The 17,093-nt window shown below is 65.8% G+C and carries 12 protein-coding genes and 2 riboswitches; of the genes, 8 read left to right on the forward strand and 4 right to left on the reverse strand.

Translation table 11 applies throughout. The features are described from left to right. The 8 genes from VGL01_RS04210 to VGL01_RS04245 form a co-directional block, all read left to right on the forward strand. Window positions 1-443 (forward strand): Fic family protein (locus tag VGL01_RS04210; RefSeq protein WP_414720173.1); only part of this gene is annotated, 443 nt, incomplete at its 5' end. A 380-nt stretch (window positions 444-823) separates the two neighbouring features. Next, window positions 824-1,405 (forward strand): hypothetical protein, encoded by a 582-nt coding sequence (locus VGL01_RS04215; RefSeq protein WP_331567392.1) that lies wholly within the window; start codon window positions 824-826, stop codon window positions 1,403-1,405. Window positions 1,406-1,571: 166 nt separating this feature from the next. Then, window positions 1,572-1,683: riboswitch (glycine riboswitch) on the forward strand. Window positions 1,684-1,723: 40 nt separating this feature from the next. Beyond that, window positions 1,724-1,892: riboswitch (glycine riboswitch) on the forward strand. Between the two features lie 93 nt (window positions 1,893-1,985). Continuing rightward, a complete protein-coding gene (gene gcvT / locus VGL01_RS04220; RefSeq protein WP_331567394.1) occupies window positions 1,986-3,104 on the forward strand; it encodes a glycine cleavage system aminomethyltransferase GcvT in 1,119 nt (372 codons plus the stop codon). A 63-nt stretch (window positions 3,105-3,167) separates the two neighbouring features. Then, complete coding sequence (gene gcvH / locus VGL01_RS04225) at window positions 3,168-3,548, forward strand: glycine cleavage system protein GcvH (RefSeq protein WP_331567396.1); 381 nt, start codon at window positions 3,168-3,170, stop codon at window positions 3,546-3,548. Window positions 3,549-3,634: 86 nt separating this feature from the next. After that, on the forward strand, window positions 3,635-6,592 hold the full coding sequence (gcvP, locus tag VGL01_RS04230) for an aminomethyl-transferring glycine dehydrogenase (protein ID WP_331567398.1): 2,958 nt from the start codon (window positions 3,635-3,637) through the stop codon (window positions 6,590-6,592). Between the two features lie 247 nt (window positions 6,593-6,839). After that, on the forward strand, window positions 6,840-7,868 hold the full coding sequence (locus VGL01_RS04235) for an alginate lyase family protein (protein ID WP_331567506.1): 1,029 nt from the start codon (window positions 6,840-6,842) through the stop codon (window positions 7,866-7,868). Between the two features lie 33 nt (window positions 7,869-7,901). Beyond that, window positions 7,902-9,290, forward strand: a complete 1,389-nt coding sequence (locus tag VGL01_RS04240) for an L-serine ammonia-lyase (protein WP_331567400.1) — start codon at window positions 7,902-7,904, stop codon at window positions 9,288-9,290. An 84-nt stretch (window positions 9,291-9,374) separates the two neighbouring features. Beyond that, entirely contained in the window at window positions 9,375-11,075 is a 1,701-nt protein-coding gene (locus VGL01_RS04245) for a thiamine pyrophosphate-binding protein (protein WP_331567402.1), read from the forward strand. A gap of 67 nt (window positions 11,076-11,142) precedes the next feature. Here the strand turns inward: VGL01_RS04245 and VGL01_RS04250 are convergent, their stop codons facing one another. The 4 genes from VGL01_RS04250 to iaaH all read right to left on the reverse strand — a co-directional run bounded on the left by VGL01_RS04250 (window position 11,143) and on the right by iaaH (window position 16,461). After that, window positions 11,143-12,702 (reverse strand): hypothetical protein, encoded by a 1,560-nt coding sequence (locus VGL01_RS04250; RefSeq protein ID WP_331567404.1) that lies wholly within the window; start codon window positions 12,700-12,702, stop codon window positions 11,143-11,145. Between the two features lie 291 nt (window positions 12,703-12,993). After that, window positions 12,994-13,377 (reverse strand): DUF2784 domain-containing protein, encoded by a 384-nt coding sequence (locus tag VGL01_RS04255; RefSeq protein WP_331567406.1) that lies wholly within the window; start codon window positions 13,375-13,377, stop codon window positions 12,994-12,996. A 31-nt stretch (window positions 13,378-13,408) separates the two neighbouring features. Further along, window positions 13,409-14,902 carry an MFS transporter gene (locus tag VGL01_RS04260; RefSeq protein WP_331567408.1) on the reverse strand — a complete coding sequence of 498 codons (1,494 nt, stop codon included), beginning with the start codon at window positions 14,900-14,902 and terminating at the stop codon, window positions 13,409-13,411. A gap of 104 nt (window positions 14,903-15,006) precedes the next feature. Beyond that, complete coding sequence (gene iaaH / locus VGL01_RS04265; protein ID WP_331567410.1) at window positions 15,007-16,461, reverse strand: indoleacetamide hydrolase; 1,455 nt, start codon at window positions 16,459-16,461, stop codon at window positions 15,007-15,009. Window positions 16,462-17,093 lie beyond the last annotated feature (632 nt).

Raw genomic sequence — 17,093 nt, forward strand, 5'->3', positions numbered from 1 at the left:
GCGATCTCCTTCTTGCGCGTGCGGACGGCAGTCCTCAGCGTTTTTATAGCCTCTCCGCGCAGATTCAGCGCGAACGCAAAGCCTATTACGACGTGCTCGAGCGCACGCAAAGAGGAAGCCTCGACGTCACCGAGTGGTTGAACTGGTTTCTGAGCACCTTGAAGGACGCCGTCGAGCGCGCTCATCGGACGCTGGATTCGGTGCTGGCCAAAGCGCGGTTCTGGCAGCGCTTTGCGGGCGTGCCGATGAACGCTCGGCAAATCAAGTTATTGAACAAACTGCTCGATGGTTTCGAGGGCAAGCTGACGAGCAGCAAATGGGCGGCTATTGCCAAGTGCTCGGCCGATACTGCACTGCGCGATATAAACGAACTGATCGATGCAGGGGCCTTGCGAAAGTCGGCAGCGAGCGGCCGTAGCACGAGTTACGAAATGCCTCGATAGCGGTTGCTTGTGCCCGTATCGCACCGTTCCCAGCGCTCTTCGTAATGGCTGAAAGGGCTTCGTTCTGCGGGCGATGTGCCGTAGGCAGCACTGCTATACCTACGGTCACGAAATCTACCGACCCGATCAAGAAAGGCAAGGATATGACTCCTTCAGCGATCGGCCCGCGTGGCCGCGATGACAGCGCACGAGCGAGCGAGGGGGGCGGCGGTGGTGCGCGGAGCGCAGAAAATGTGCCGCGGCCATCTCATCCGCCGACCCGAACGGACGTTAGTGGGCCGCTTGCAGGTGCCGCGCAACTCGGTGCGTCGGAGACTCGCTCACGCGCCGCGGCGGCGAGGGTGACCGCGGGCAAAGCGTGGACGGGGACGGGGCGTACGGTGCGGGCGACGGTGCGTGCATTGGGTGCTGCGGGCGGCGCCGTAGCGGATGGCGGACGCTTCATCGGTATCGACCGCCGGATGGTCCTGCGCGGCGCTGGAGTAGTGTTGCTCGGCGCAGCCGGCCTGGAGGCTTGTCACGAAGTCGCGCGTCTGCTCGAGCCGCCGCCGCTCGCCGTTCCGGACGACGTCGAGGCGTCGGCCGCAAAGATTGCCGCTGCGCGAAACGCTGTCTCCGAAGCCGCACAAAAGGAGGCTGACGAAATCATCGCCAGTTTGCGGGCGTCTTCGCCCGGATCGCGTGAGATCGGAGTTCTCGAGCGCGCTAAGAAACAGGACGCACAAAAACTGCTCACTGCGCTCGATCACTACTGGAGCACCGTTCCCAGCCAGGCAGATTCGGCGCGCAGCCGCCGGCTTCGCGCGCAGGTCGCCCTCCTGAGACTTCGTCCGGAAAATGGCGAATCCCCGCCTCGAACGGCTACGCGGCGCAATGAATTGAAAAAGACGGTCGAAACGCTGCGCAAAGTGGACTGGACTTGTGTGTCCGGTCCGGATGGCACCATCAACTGCAGCCTATAGCGCAATCGGCGCTCACACGAGCGGAACACGAGGACACGAGGGTCCGCAACCGCGCGGTTCCGGGTGCCGCGCGATGCATTCCCATCGTTCGAACAACGAACCATATCGACGCAATTGGACAAATCCTGTCGCGATTTGACAAGCCACTTACGGTCGCGTAAATTTCGCGCACGCGTCGGGAGAGTGCGTCGACAGCATGTTTCTTCATCCATTCATGCTGCCACGCCGCCGAAGGGGCATACCCACAAACTCTCAGGCAAAAGGACCGACCGCGTCGAAAACCCGCATCTGACGGCCTGCTTCTCAACTGTCAGACGGTTTTCGAACTCTGGAGAGCGGCAGTAGCCGGCCAGCGGCGCGCGTTTCAGCGCGAAGCCCGGCAAGCTGCCCACCGAAGGGGCGCGCGTTTGGCCGGGAAACGAAATCCGGAACAGGGATTCGTCCCCGACTGCGCAATCTCTCAGGTACCGAGGACAGAGGGGTCATCCATCGCACACGCCAGCGGCCACCGCGGCGCAGCGCGATCGGCATGGCCCTTTTTTGTTTTCGCGAACCCTGTAGCGTGCCGAGGCTCCATTCCATGACCGAACTGAAACGTACCCCGCTTCACGCCACCCATCGCGCGCAGGGCGCACGCATGGTCGACTTCGGCGGATGGGACATGCCCGTCAACTACGGCTCTCAGATCGACGAACACCAGGCGGTCCGGCGCGATGCCGGCATGTTCGACGTCTCGCACATGTGCGCCGTGGATTTCACAGGAGCGCGCGCCCGCGCGTTTTTCGAATTCGCGATTGCGAACAACGTCGCCAAGCTGCAAACGCCCGGCCGCGCGCTCTACTCGTGTCTGCTCAATGAAGCGGGCGGCGTCGTCGACGATCTCATCGTCTATTACTTCTCGGACGAATGGTTTCGCGTGGTCGTCAATGCAGGCACGGCCGACAAGGACATCGCCTGGTTCTCGCGTCTGAACACCGAACACGCGTTCGGCCTCACCATCACGCCGCGCCGCGATTTCGCCATCATCGCCGTTCAGGGCCCGAATGCGCGCGCCAAGCTCTGGCAAGCGGTTCCCGCCGCACGCGAGGCTAGCGAGCCGCTCAAGCCGTTCAATGCCGCGCGCGTCGGCGCAACGCCGTTCGGCGAGCTGACCATCGCGCGCACGGGCTATACGGGCGAGGACGGCTTCGAGATCATTGTCCCGGCCGCGCATGCCGTGGCGCTTTGGGACGCGCTGCAGGCGCAGGGCGTCATGCCGTGCGGCCTGGGCGCGCGCGACACGCTGCGCCTCGAAGCGGGCATGAATCTTTACGGACAGGACATGGACGAGACGGTCTCGCCACTCGACGCAGGCCTCGCGTGGACGGTCGATCTGAGTTCGCCCCGCCCGTTCGTCGGACGCTCCGCGCTCGAAGCGCACGGTGCGACGCGCGCATTCGTCGGTCTCATCCTGCGTAAGGAAGGGGGCAAGGCGGCGGGCGTGCTGCGTGCGCATCAGAAGGTGCTGACGCCGTTGGGCGAGGGCGAGATCACGAGCGGCACGTTTTCGCCGACGATGCTCGAATCGATCGCCTTCGCGCGCGTGCCCAAAGGCGTGCAGCCCGGCGACACGGTACAGGTCCAGATTCGCGACAAAGCGTTGAACGCAACCGTGGTAAAACTGCCGTTCGTGCGCAACGGCAAGGTGCTCGCCGCCTGACGCCGGGCGCGCGGCGCACGCGTTTCGCGTTATCCGAATTTTTCCATTTATCAGGAGCATCCGATGAGCAACGTTCCGGCCGATCTCAAGTACACCGAAGAGCACGAATGGCTGCGCACCGAAGCGGACGGTACGCTGACGATCGGCATTACCGATCACGCGCAAAGCACACTCGGCGACATCGTCTTTCTCGAACTGCCCGAAGTCGGAAAACACGTGACCGCTGGTGACGCGGTCGGCGTGGTCGAATCGGTGAAGGCAGCCTCGGACATCTACTCGCCGGTCTCGGGTGAAATCGTCGACGTGAACTCGGCCATCGTCGATACGCCCGACGCGGTGAACAGCGATGCCTACGACAGCTGGCTCTTCAAGATCAAGTTGGCCGACAGCGCGTCGACCGACAAGCTGCTCGACGCCGCGGCTTACTCCAAGCTGATCGACTGAATACTTTCGCTATCTCGCGCGGCGCGCTTCGCCGTGGTTCGTCGAAGCCGCCGCCCACTCCGCGCCACTCGCACCGCCCGCCCATCATGAAGCTCGAACACCCGGATCGCCTGATGAACCGCACTCCTTCCTCGCTTGCCGCACTCGAAGTGCATGACGCCTTCGCGGAGCGGCACATCGGCCCGGACGCAGCCGATCAGCAAAAGATGCTCGATGCGCTCGGATTCGCGACGCGCGCCACGCTGATCGATGCGGTCATCCCGGAGACGATCCGCCGCACCGAGCCGCTGCCGCTCGGGCCCTTCGCGCAGCCGTTGGGCGAAGCCGAAGCGCTCGCGGCCCTGCGCGAGCTCGCGAACAAGAACCAGGTGTTCCGCTCGTATATCGGGCAGGGCTACTACAACACGCACACGCCGGCCGTCATCCTGCGCAACGTGCTCGAGAATCCCGCCTGGTACACGGCCTACACGCCTTACCAGCCGGAAATTTCGCAAGGCCGGCTCGAGGCGCTGCTCAATTTTCAGCAGATGATCACGGACCTCACCGGGCTGTCGATGGCCAACGCCTCGCTGCTCGACGAGGCCACGGCCGCGGCCGAAGCGATGACGCTGCTGCAGCGTGTCGGCAAGCCGAAGTCGAACGTCTTCTATGTGGCCGACGATGTGCTGCCGCAAACGATCGAGGTCATCTGCACGCGTGCCCGGCCGATCGGCATCGAGGTCAAGGTCGGCCCCGCGGCCGACGCCGCCGCGTCGAATGCCTTCGGCGTGCTGCTGCAATACCCCGGTGCGAACGGCGATGTGCGCGACTACCGGGCGCTCACCGAGGCGGTGCATGCGGCCGGAGGCCACGTGGTCGTTGCGGCCGATCTGCTTGCGCTGACACTGCTCGCGCCGCCGGGCGAATGGGGTGCGGACGTGGCCATCGGTAGCTCGCAGCGCTTCGGCGTGCCGGTCGGCTTCGGCGGCCCGCATGCGGCTTACCTCGCCGTGCGCGACGAATTCAAACGGCAGATGCCGGGGCGGCTCGTCGGTGTGACCGTCGACGCCCAGGGCAACGCAGCGCTGCGTCTCGCGCTGCAAACGCGCGAGCAGCACATCCGTCGCGAGAAAGCGACTTCGAACGTCTGCACGGCGCAGGCGCTGCTGGCGATTATGGCGAGCATGTACGCCGTCTACCACGGACCGCATGGCCTGAAGACGATCGCGCTTCGGGTCCACCGCATTGCCGCGTTGCTCGCGGCCGGCGCCAAGCAGCTCGGCTATGCGTTGGCCAACGAAACGTTCTTCGACACGCTGACGATCGAAACGGGTAGCCGGACCGCGGCCGTACACGAGGCGGCCAAGCGCGCGCGGATCAATCTGCGGCGCATCGACGACACGCGCGTGGGCGTCTCCATCGACGAAACGACGACGCGTCGCGATCTGGCCGATCTGCTCGCGGTATTCGCCCATGCGGCCGGTGCCATTGACGTGCCGCACGTCGACACGCTCGACGCTGCCCTCACGCGCGCGGCCGGCGGCGGCGCGCCCGGCGATGCGACGGCGCTTCCCGAGGCGCTCGTGCGCACGAGCGCCTATCTGACCCACCACGTCTTCAACCGGCACCATTCGGAGACGGAGATGCTGCGCTATTTGCGCAGCTTGGCCGACAAGGACCTCGCGCTCGACCGCTCGATGATTCCGCTGGGCTCGTGCACGATGAAGCTCAACGCCACCTCGGAGATGCTGCCCGTCACATGGCCGGAGTTCGGCGCGATCCATCCGTTCGCGCCGGCGGAGCAAACGGTCGGATATCGCGAAATGATCGATCAGCTCGAGCAGATGCTCGTGGCGGCCACCGGTTACGCCGCCGTCTCGCTGCAGCCCAATGCCGGATCGCAGGGCGAATACGCAGGACTGCTGATCATTCGCGCCTATCACGCATCGCGCGGCGAGTCCCATCGCGACATCTGCCTCATTCCCGCCTCGGCGCACGGTACGAACCCCGCATCGGCGCATATGGCGGGCCTGAAGGTGGTGGTCGTGAACTGCGACGCGCAAGGCAACGTCGATACGGAAGATCTGCGTGCGAAGGCGGCCGCGCATGCCGACAAGCTCGCGGCGATCATGATCACCTACCCGTCGACGCATGGTGTGTTCGAGCGCAACGTGCGCGAGATCTGCGAGATCGTGCACGCGCACGGCGGTCAGGTCTATGTCGACGGCGCCAATATGAATGCGATGGTGGGTCTGACTGCGCCGGGCCAGTTCGGTGGCGACGTCTCGCACCTGAACCTGCACAAGACGTTCTGCATTCCGCATGGCGGCGGCGGCCCCGGTGTGGGCCCGGTCGCCGTCGGCGCGCATCTGGCGCAGTTTCTGCCGAATCAGACGTCGTCGGGCTACCGGCGCGCCGAAAGCGGCATTGGCGCGGTTTCGGCTGCTCCGTATGGATCCGCATCGATTCTGCCGATTTCGTGGATGTACATCGCGATGATGGGCGCGAAAAACCTCACCGCCGCAACCGAGGTCGCGATCCTCAACGCGAACTACGTGGCCAAGAAGCTCGCGCCGCATTATCCGGTGCTCTACTCCGGGCCGGGCGGCCTCGTGGCGCACGAGTGCATTCTCGATCTGCGGCCGATCAAGGACGCGTGCGGCATCACCGTCGACGACGTCGCCAAGCGCCTCGCCGATTACGGCTTTCACGCGCCGACGATGAGTTTCCCGGTGCCCGGCACGCTGATGGTCGAGCCGACCGAATCGGAATCGAGGGAGGAACTCGATCGATTCATCGAAGCGATGATCGCCATTCGCGAAGAAATCCGCGCAGTCGAGGAAGGCCGCGCCGACCGCGAGGACAATCCGCTCAGGCACGCGCCGCATACGGCGGCCGCCGTGACGGCGAACGAGTGGGAGCATGCCTATTCGCGCCAGCAAGCGGCTTATCCGTTGCCGTCGCTCGTCACCCGTAAATATTGGCCGCCTGTCGGCCGCGCGGACAACGCTTATGGCGACCGCAACCTCTTTTGCTCCTGCGTGCCCGTGGCCGATTACGCGTAACGGGCGGACCGTGCGCGCGCCCGCTACGCCGCATTGCGCGGCTTCGGCGCGGAGCACGTCGCCGCGCGTCGCTCGACACGAATACCGGCTAACATCTCACACCGCGATCAAGCAAACGAAGGAGCGACGCATGGTGCGAATGGGGGCCACGACGAGCGGGCGCGCAACGCGGCTGCGGACATGGCACGAACAGGGCGCGCGAGCGTTGCGCTGGCCGCGGCTGCTCGCCTGCGCGACGGCGTGCACGATGCCGCCCGTACTGGCTCATGCGGCGATGAACTTCTGCGCCGCTCCAGGATTGCAAACGAGCGAACGCGCCAACGCGGCGCCGGATGTTCAGGCGTTGATGAAGCGTGTCGGTGGGCAACTCGGCGCCGAGCCCAAGCCGCTCCCGCGGCTGCACACCGAGGGTACGCTGCCGCACGAGGGGATTTACGACGAAAGCATCGAAGCCGAAAAAGAGCTCGAGCTGATGCGCGACGCCGCGCTCGTTTGGCGTGCGACCGGCGATGACCGCTACCTGAAGCTCGTCGACCGGTTTCTCGCGGCCTGGGTGGGCACGTATCGGCCCAGTTTCGATCCGATCGACGAAACCCATTTCGACTCGCTGATCCTCGCTTACGACATGACGGCGAGTGCACTCTCGGTCAAGACGCGCAATGCGACAGCGGCCTTCATCGCGACGCTGGGCAATGGCTACGTCGCACGCATCGACAGCGCAGCGCGTCCCCTGACCGGCACCTATCGGAACAACTGGGAAAGCCATCGCGTGAAGCTCGTTGCGATGGCGGCTTTCACGCTCGACGATCGCAAGCTCATCGATGCCGCGCAACGCATCTTCGTCGAGCAGATCGGCAACAACATTGCGCCGGACGGTTCGACCGTCGATTTCGCCGAACGCGACGCGCTGCATTACGTCGCCTACGATCTCGAGCCGCTCGTTGCCGCGGCGCTTGCCGCGCGGCGTCACAACCGCAACTGGCTCACGCTCAAGGCGGGCAATGGCGCCTCGCTTGCGCTCGCGCTCAATTGGCTCGTGCCTTATGCGCTCGGCCAAAAGACGCATGACGAATTCGTGCATTCGAGCGTGCCGTTCGACGCGAAACGGCGCGCGGCCGGCGTGGCGGGCTTTTCGGGTCCATGGGACCCCAAGCGCGCGGCGCCGCTTTTTCACCTCGCGGCGCGTCTGTCGGGGCGCTATACCAGCGTCGCGCTGCTGCTTTCGCCGACGCCGCCGGCCTGGGTGGCCGTCTGTCTGCCGCTTGCGGCGCGATGAGCGGAGCATCGGTCTTCCTTTTCTGGAGCAACAATGGCAGTCAGCGTTTTCGATCTCTTCAAAATCGGCATCGGTCCGTCGAGTTCCCACACGGTCGGGCCGATGCGCGCGGCCTTGATGTTCGTGCAGGGACTCGAGCGCGACGGACTCCTCGGCGCCACCGCGGCGCTCAAGGTTGAGCTCTATGGCTCGCTGGGCGCGACGGGCAAAGGCCACGGCACCGACCGCGGCGTGATGCTGGGGCTGCTGGGCGAGGCCCCCGACACGGTCGATCCGACCACGATCGCGGCGCGTCTCGATACGGTGCGCAGCACGCGGCGTCTCGCGCTGCTCGGCAAGCACGAAATCGACTTCACACCGAAGGATCACATCGCGTTTTATCGTCAGGCGCTGTCCGAGCATCCGAACGGGCTCAAGCTGCGCGCGGCCGATTCGGCGGGCACGACCCTGCGCGAATCCACGTACCTCTCGGTGGGCGGCGGCTTCGTCGTGACAGCCGGCGCGCCGAACACGAAGGTGCTCGCCGCTGTCGACCAGCTCCCCCATCCGTTTCGCAGCGGCAACGAATTGCTCGCGCGGTGCACCGCCACGGGCAAGAGCATTGCGCAACTGATGTGGGAGAACGAGCGCGTCTGGCATACCGACGACGAGACGCGAAGCGGGTTGCTGAAAATCTGGGAGGTCATGCAGGCGTGCGTCGCGCGCGGTTGCGGCGTAGGCAACCCCGACGCCGACGGTACGCTGCCCGGTCCTTTCAACGTCAAGCGCCGCGCGCCGCAGCTTTATCGCGACCTGTCCGGCAATCCGGAGCAAGGTTTGCGCGATCCGCTCTCGATGATCGACTGGATCAACCTTTATGCGATCGCGGTCAACGAAGAGAACGCGGCGGGCGGCCGTGTCGTGACCGCGCCGACGAACGGAGCCGCGGGCATCATCCCCGCCGTGCTGCACTATTACACGCGCTTTACGCCCGGCGCCAACGAACAAGGCGTGATCGACTTTTTGATGACGGCGGCGGCCATCGGCATTCTCTACAAACTCAATGCGTCGATTTCGGGCGCGGAAGTCGGATGCCAGGGGGAAGTCGGCGTGGCCTGTTCGATGGCGGCCGGCGCGCTCGCGGCGGTCATGGGCGGCAGCCCGAAACAGGTCGAAAACGCCGCGGAAATCGGCATGGAGCACAACCTCGGGCTCACCTGCGATCCGGTGGGCGGGATGGTGCAGATTCCCTGTATCGAACGGAATGCCATGGCTTCGGTGAAGGCTGTCAACGCGGCGCGCATGGCCTTGCGCGGCGACGGCAGCCACTACGTCTCGCTCGATTCGGTCATCAAGACGATGCGCGAGACCGGCGCCGACATGAAAACGAAGTACAAGGAGACATCGCGCGGCGGGCTCGCGGTCAATATCGTCGAGTGCTGAGGCGCGGCGCTTTCGCCGGATCCGCCGTATGGCGTGCCGATGTTTTCTCGAAGGACGTCCAACCAATCAGGAGGTCGCAGCATCATGGTCAACGCCGCTGACGCCGTTTCCACGACGGGTGCACGTCTCATCGTCGATGCCTTGCTCGCGCAGGGTGTCGATCGCGTTTTCTGCGTACCGGGCGAGAGCTTTCTCGCTGTGCTCGATGTACTTCATGACGAGGATGCGCATATCCGCACGTTCGTTTGCCGGCACGAGGCGGCGGCCGCCAACATGGCCGAGGCGACCGGCAAAATGACGGGGCGGCCCGGCGTGGCTTTCGTGACGCGCGGTCCGGGCGCCACCCATGCATCGATCGGCGTGCATACGGCGTTTCAGGATTCGACGCCGATGATTCTCTTCATCGGCCAATGCGCGCGCGAGCATCTCGATCGCGAAGCGTTCCAGGAGATCGACTATCGACGCATGTTCGGTCAAATGGCGAAGTGGGTCGCGCAAATCGACGACGCGCGGCGCATTCCCGAGTATCTGAGTCACGCGTTTCATGTTGCGTGTTCGGGGCGACCGGGGCCGGTCGTGTTGGCGCTGCCCGAGGACATGCTCTCGGACCCTTGCCCGGCCGTGCCGGCGGCGCCCCGGTTTCAGCGTGTCGCCGCGTCGCCGGCGCCGGCGCAAATCGAGCGCGTGCGCGCACTGCTCGAGAACGCGCGCCAGCCCATGCTGATTCTCGGCGGCAGCGGATGGACGGCGGGCGCCTGCGACGACATACGCCGCTTCGCGGAAAACTGGCAATTGCCGGTGGGATGCGCTTTCCGCTATCAGGACCTCTTCGATAATGCGCATGCGAACTATGCAGGCGACGTGGGGCTCGGTATCAATCCGGCGCTCGGGCGGCGCATCGGCGAGGCGGACCTCCTGCTCGCGATCGGCCCGCGCCTCGGCGAAGCGACGACGGGCGGCTATACGCTGCTCGACATTCCGAAAACGAAGCAGACCCTAGTCCATGTGCATCAGGGGGCGGAGGAACTCGGGCGCGTTTATGCGGCCGATCTGCCGATCGTTTCGGGCATGCCCGAGATCGCGGCGGCGCTCGCGGCACTCGAGCCGGGCGCGGCGCCCGCGTGGGCCGGCAGCGCGGAGGACGCGCATCGCGCCTACCTCGAATGGCACCGGCCACGCCCGATGCAGGGCGACGTGCAGCTGGGCGAAATCATGGTGCAACTGCGCGAGCGGCTGCCGGAAGACGCTTTCGTTTCGAACGGCGCGGGCAACTACGCGATCTGGCTGCACCGGCACTTCGCCTATCGGCGCTTCAAGACGCAACTGGCACCGACGAGCGGGGCGATGGGATATGGGGTACCCGCGGCGCTGGCAGCCAAAGCGCTTTATCCCGAGCGGATCGCGGTGGCCCTTGCCGGCGACGGGTGCTTCATGATGGCGGGCCACGAGTTGGCAACGGCCATGCAGTACGGCCTGAATGCGATCTTCATCGTCGTCAACAACGGTCATTACGGCACCATCCGTATGCATCAGGAGCGCCACTATCCTGACCGGCCGCATGGCACGGCGCTGACCAACCCAGACTTCGCTGCTTATGCGCGTTCGTTCGGCGCGCATGGCGAGACGGTCGTCAAGACGGCCGAATTTTTGCCCGCGCTCGAGCGTTCGATCGCCAGCGGCTTGCCGGCGTTGATCGAAATCCGCGTGCCGAAGGAGGTCAGCACGCCGTCCGCCACGCTCGAACAGATTCGGGAACAGGGACGCAAGGCACGCGCCGGAGCATGATGCCGCGGTTTGCGCGGGCCGTCGCCGTCCGCGCTGCGCCGCGCGGGGCATCCGGCTCAGAGGTCAGTCAATGGCCACGGTAGATTTCGGTATGCGACTCCGACACCTCGGTGGTCCGCGCCGGCTTGAGCCGCTCGCGGGGCTCGATCTCGGATAGCACCGTGTGCCAGGTCTGCTTGGCCATCGCCAATGGCGACGAGGCGGCTCCATGTTCTTCAGTACGGTCGGCCGTGCGCTCCGTTGCGCGTCGAACGGCTCGGGTCGATACCGCCGAGGCCAAGTGCTGTTTGGGCGTATGGTTCTTCGCCACTCGCTTCGCCGGTGTCTGCGCCTGCGACTGTGCCTGCGCGGCTTGGCCATGATCCGCGCTGGACGCCGCTGCTGCCGAGGCCGCCGGAGTCCGCTTCACCGCACCCGACCAGACTTCATTCGATTGCCCCGCGGGCGGTGCGTGGGAGCCGCTCGTATCGGTAGGCGATGCGGTCTCCTTGCAGTCCGCACTATCGCCGCCTGCCGCGCAGCCGGGGCGCAGACGAGGATGCGCTTCGTCACCACGCTCGGCTGGCGCCGGGATGACTGCCGGCGTGGCGAGCGGGGCGGGTGCCGCGGATGTCAGGGATGCCGGCGATGGCCCTGCCGGCACGGGCGACGTCTCGGCGTCCGGTGCGACCCGCTGTTCGGCGATACGGGGCGCCTGTGCGGCGGAGGCCGGGCTGGGCGGCAGTGTCCGAGCTTGCGCTTGTGTAGCGGGGGCCTCGGCCGTCCCGGCGGTCGGCCGCGTAGCCGGTGAGGCTGTTGCGCGCAACGGGTCGGAGGCGGTCGGCTGTGTCGAGGCGAGCGCTTCCGATTGCGGTGTCGACGGCGCGGGACTTGCCGGAGGGCGTACCGGTGCTGCGACTTGAGCGGACAGCCGATGAGCCGAGACCGATGGCTGCGGCGCAGCCTTTTTCGCGAGCGTGGGCGATACCGGCTTGCGCGGCGCAGCCGCAGCGCTTGCCGCGGCGCGCTTCGCATCGGGCATCGCCGCGGTCCTGTTTGCCGGTTCGCCGCCTGGCGCAACGGCCGCAGGGCGGTTATGCGCAGGCGGGCCGCCGATGGTGCGTTGGGCGTCGGCGGCATTCTCGTGGCGTACGGTATCGAGTTGTTGTCGAAGCAAATCGACGAGCGCCGCCGAAGAGAGCGCCTGCAGAGCCGAGCGTGACGCGGCGTGCGTTGCGGGGGCGTCCTGTTGAGGGGGTGGGCGGTCTGCCTGCGGCCGGTCTTCCTGCGTTTCCTGGGTGCCGCGCGAGGGCGGGTCCGCCGGGGTGGGCCAAAGCATTTGAGCGTTATCGTGCTCGTCGATGGCCACGACAGCGCCAAAGATGGCCGCGAAGCCGAACAGTATCCATGCCACGCTCGCCGACACTCCCCAGCGCCGCGCCCCGTTCGAATCGCCCGAGGTGAGGCGGTGCGGCAGCGCGGCAAGCAGGCGCCGGCGCATCGGTGCGGTGGTGCCGAGCGCGGGGCGCGCGGGTGGCGCCGGCGACGCCGGAGGAGCCGGAGGAGCCGGACGCGTGGCCTTTCGCACGCGCGTTTGCCGCAAGACGGGCTGCCCGCAACGCGGGCAGTGCAGGGCGTCGGAGCCCACGGCTGCGCCGCATCTGACGCAAGGCGCCGGAGCGGCCGACTGTGAGGTGGCTTCCGTCTGCATAAGCTTTCGATGGCGGCGCGCCCGCGCGAACGCGCATGTTTGCTGAGATTGCCGATGTACCGGCGAGCGAACGCGGGGCTCGCATGGGGCGCGGCGGTTCGCCTTCTGTCACTTTAGTCAGAACTATGGGCTCGCCTCAGTGCGAGATCAATTGCCAATGGCCGGCGGATGTTCGCTGTTTAACATTCGACTGAATCTTGTCGACTATTGCAGCCCGGCAGGCATGCGTTATGAACGCGGCCGCGGCGGAACGAATCGCCACGTCAGCAGCACGATGAACGCGAAACCGGCATAGACCACGGTGAAAAACCAGCCGGGGAGATCGTAATAAAGAAGCCTCCCGACCCAGTAGGCGATGAAGCCTTGCGAACTCGGGCCGCTCTCGCGCAGCCACGCTTCCAGCGTGGTCAGCGGGCACGGCACGCCGAGGAGGGCGAGCGCTGCGACGATGCCGATCGATGCGAGGTGAACGAAGCGAAAGCGCGGTTCGCGCACCCAGCGCCAATGGCGTGCGGCACCGCACCAGATCGCCGCGAAGCCGCCCACGATGAAGAGCACGACGCACGCGTGCACGATCAAAACCGTATCGGCGAGCACTGTAGTCATGGACATGTTTGGCGCACGGACCGCAACGCGCCCGGTTTCAGCGACGCCGGTGCGCGCTTCCCGACATCAGTGCAGCAATAACGATGCAAGCGGCGAAGAGCGTTGCCACGACGGCGATGCTATCGCGATAAGCCTGCGCGTGGCGTGCTGCATTCGCCCCCTCGGCCGCGACGGAGAAGAACAGGCCGCCGATCGCCGTCGCGCCGAAGGCCGAGCCGATTTGCAGCATCGATGTGACGATGCTGCCCGCGAGCCCCGCTTTGCCCGGCGGAATTTCGCCGATGACGATGCGCACCACGTTCGGCAGCACCAGACCGTGCCCGGCGCCCGCAACGACCAGGCCCGCGTAAAACAGGCCGCCCGGCACGACCCGCAGCGAGGCGGCCGCTGTCGCGGCGAACCCGAGCGCAAGCGCCGCGAAGCCGGCAGTGAGGACATGATTGCCGATGCGGCGCACGATGGCGGGTGAGCACAGCGGACCGAGAATCGAGCCTGCGCCGAACGGAAAGACCGCCGCGCCGGCGGCGAGCGCGGACCATCCCAGGCCCGACTGCAGATAGATGCCGTAGGTGAGGAAAAAGGCGCTATCGCAATAGAAGCAGAACGCCAGCACGAGCCCGACGGAAAACACAGGATTGCCGAACAAAGCGAGCTCGACGAGCGGGTCGCGCCCGGCGCGATGCGCGCGATACTCCGCCAGCACGAAAGCGGCGAGCGCCGGCACGCTGGCGGCGAGCATCGTCCACGCCCAGAGCGGCCAGCCCGCTTCGCGTCCCTGAGTCAGCGGATAAATGACGAGGGCGAAGAACGCCGATAGCAGCGTGAGACCCAGCCAATCGTTGCCCTCCGTGCGTGCGGCACGGCTTTCGGGAACGAAGCGCCATGCGCCTGCCAGTGCGAGCACGCCTACCGGAAGATTGATGAGAAAGATCGATTGCCATCCGAGCCCGAACGGGTGCAGCGTGACGAGCAGTCCGCCACCGATCTGTCCGGCGACCGATGCGAAGCCATAGACGAAGCCATAGAGACTCATGACCGCCGTCTGCTGCTCTTTCGGAAAGGCGCTGCGGATGGTCGCGAGGATTTGCGGCACGAGCATGGCCGCCGAGGCGCCCTGCATGATGCGCGCCGAGACGAGAAACGCGCCGCTCGGTGCCAGGGCGCATAACAGCGAAGCAACGAGAAAACCTGTCATGCCGCCCATGAAGAGGCGTTTGCGGCCGAAGCGATCGCCAAGCCGCCCACCTGTGACGAGCAGCACCGCAAAGGCGGAGGTGTAGGCCGAGACGATCAATTGAAGCTCGGCACTGCTTGCGCCCAGGCCGCTGCGAATAGCGGGCAATGCAAGATTGACGATGAAGTAATCGAGCGGCGAGAGAAACGCGCCCGTCAGCAGCACGACCAACGCAGCGGCGCTCGATCGCGTGCCATAGGCCGTGTCGCCACGGGAATCGATTTGGGCGGCTGCCTCCTTTCCTGCCGAAGGTGGCGTCGAACGAGTCGTCGTGCGAAGGGAGTCGGATCTGATCATGGTACGAGGCCTCAAAAAAGAGGCGAACGCTCGCATCGAAGGACACATGAGACGCGTTGCGCGCGTTCGCCGTTCGCCATTCGTCGCTTGTCGCGCCGCTCGAGTCAAAAGGGGGGTGGCAGCGCGCCCAGCACCGATTCGAATGCAATGCCGATGGCGAGCAGCCTGCGATCGCTACCGAGCGGACCGTCGATCTCGATGCCGACAGGCAGGCCCGACGGTGTCAGGCCTGCGGGAATCGACAGACCGGGAATGCCGGCGATGCTCGCCGGATCGGTATGGCGCAAGTAGGCGGCCATTTCGTCGATGGGCTCGCCGTTGCCGATCGTGACGACGGCGGAGCCTTCGATGTCGTCGATGTCGACTGCGGGTAGCGGCGTAGTCGGAAAGAGCAGCGCATCGAGGCCCGCCGTATCGAATATCGATGCGTAGCGTCGTTGCAGCTCGGGGCGCAAGACTTGAATCGCATGCGGGTACGCCTCGGCGTAGGTGCCGGCAAGCGTCGCCTCGTAGATGCGCCTGACATCGGGGCTCGCAATGCGCTCGGCCAACGCGCCGAGCGTTTGCACCGGGGCGCCATTTGCGGCGAGCCACGCGGGCACATCGTCGCCGAGCTCGGCAAACGCGATGGGCAGGCTGATGCGCTCGCAAATCGACATGATTTCTGTCAGCTCGACATCGACGAACGTCACACCAGCTTTTTCGAGGCGTTCGAGCGCCGCATGGGCAATCGCTTCGACTGCACTGTCGAGTTGCCGCCAGCAATCGCGCGGCAGGCCGATACGCAAACGCGCGAGTTCGATCGCGGGCAGCGCGGTATCGCCGGTCGCGATGCCGTCGATGAAGGCGAGGTCCGCTGCCGTGCGCGCCATCGGGCCGACCGTATCGCGCGTATGGCTGATCGGCACGACATCGTGTTCGTTGCGGTAGCGACGCTCGGCCCCGCCGTTTCCGACCGAGGGCCGCAAGCCGGCTGTACCGGTGAGTGCCGCGGGAATGCGCGTCGAGCCGCCTGTGTCCGTCCCTAGCCCGGCGGGCGCGATGCGCGCGGCGAGCGCCGCGGCGGTGCCGCCGGATGAGCCGCCGGGTATCTTCGAGCGATCGTAGGGGTTGCGAACCGGCCCGGCGTGCGCAGCGAGGTTCGTGCTCGTGATGCCGACAGCCAGCTCGTGCATATTCGTTTTTCCGAGCACGATGGCGCCGGCCTCGACGAGCCGTGTCACGGTCGGCGCGGTGGTGGGTGCGACAAAACCTGCGAGCGCCGGTGTGCCGGCGCAAGTCCGCGCGCCCTTGACGTTGATGTTGGCTTTGACGGCAATCGGCAAGCCGGCGAGCGGGTAGCGCGCGCGCTCGTTGCCGGTGAGGGCATCGATTCGCGAAGCGGCCGCAATGGCGCTTTCCGTTTCGAGGGTGATGAACGCGTGAAGCGAGCTGTAAGTGTCGGCACGCGCGAGCAGCGCCATTACATAGTCGACGGCTTTCAGCCGCCCCGATCGTATCGCTTGGACAGCTTGCCGTGCGTCCAATGCCCAGGGTTGCGCGATGGTCGATGAGGTCATGCGGTATCTCCTGATTCGGCGGGTGCTTATTTATGAATGAATGGTCAATAAATGGCGGCGCTGCAGCGAGTCGCGATGTGCATCGAGCGCGAAAAGCTGAATAGCGTATCAGCCGGTAATAGTGGCGGACCCGAGCTTTGCCTGCGTCGCCGACGATCACGCGTCGATACCTTGCTTGATATTATGACTATTCGGTCAATATATCAATCGGTGTATCGGATGGCTGCTCAGGTCCCCGCAAGCCGACGCCGGTGCTCCGATTGCACGCCCGGGCCATTGCGAGTAGCCTTCAAACCTGCGTCATTCATTCAACGGCAGCCCCACAACCCGTTTTCCTCATGAAAAGTGCAGCGCGTTCGCGTTTCGCCGTTGGCGGCATCGAGACATCGCTCGATGCTGCGCGCCGCTGCTGTCTCATTGCGTTTCCTCCTCCTGTCGCCTCGCCGCCCCCGTTCGGGCGGGTCGTCGCAGCGCTTGCACCGCCACACACGGCGGTGCTCGGCTAAGCGCCGACACTTCGTTTTCTCCTGCAGACCGGCCGTTCGGCCCGCGTAGCTGCGCCAAAGGGCGCACATGCGGGTGCGCGAGTACGCGCGTGCGGATGCGTGCGCGTGTCCGTCGACGTGTGCCGG

The organism is Trinickia sp. (assembly GCF_036503415.1).
Classification (GTDB): Bacteria; Pseudomonadota; Gammaproteobacteria; order Burkholderiales; family Burkholderiaceae; genus Trinickia.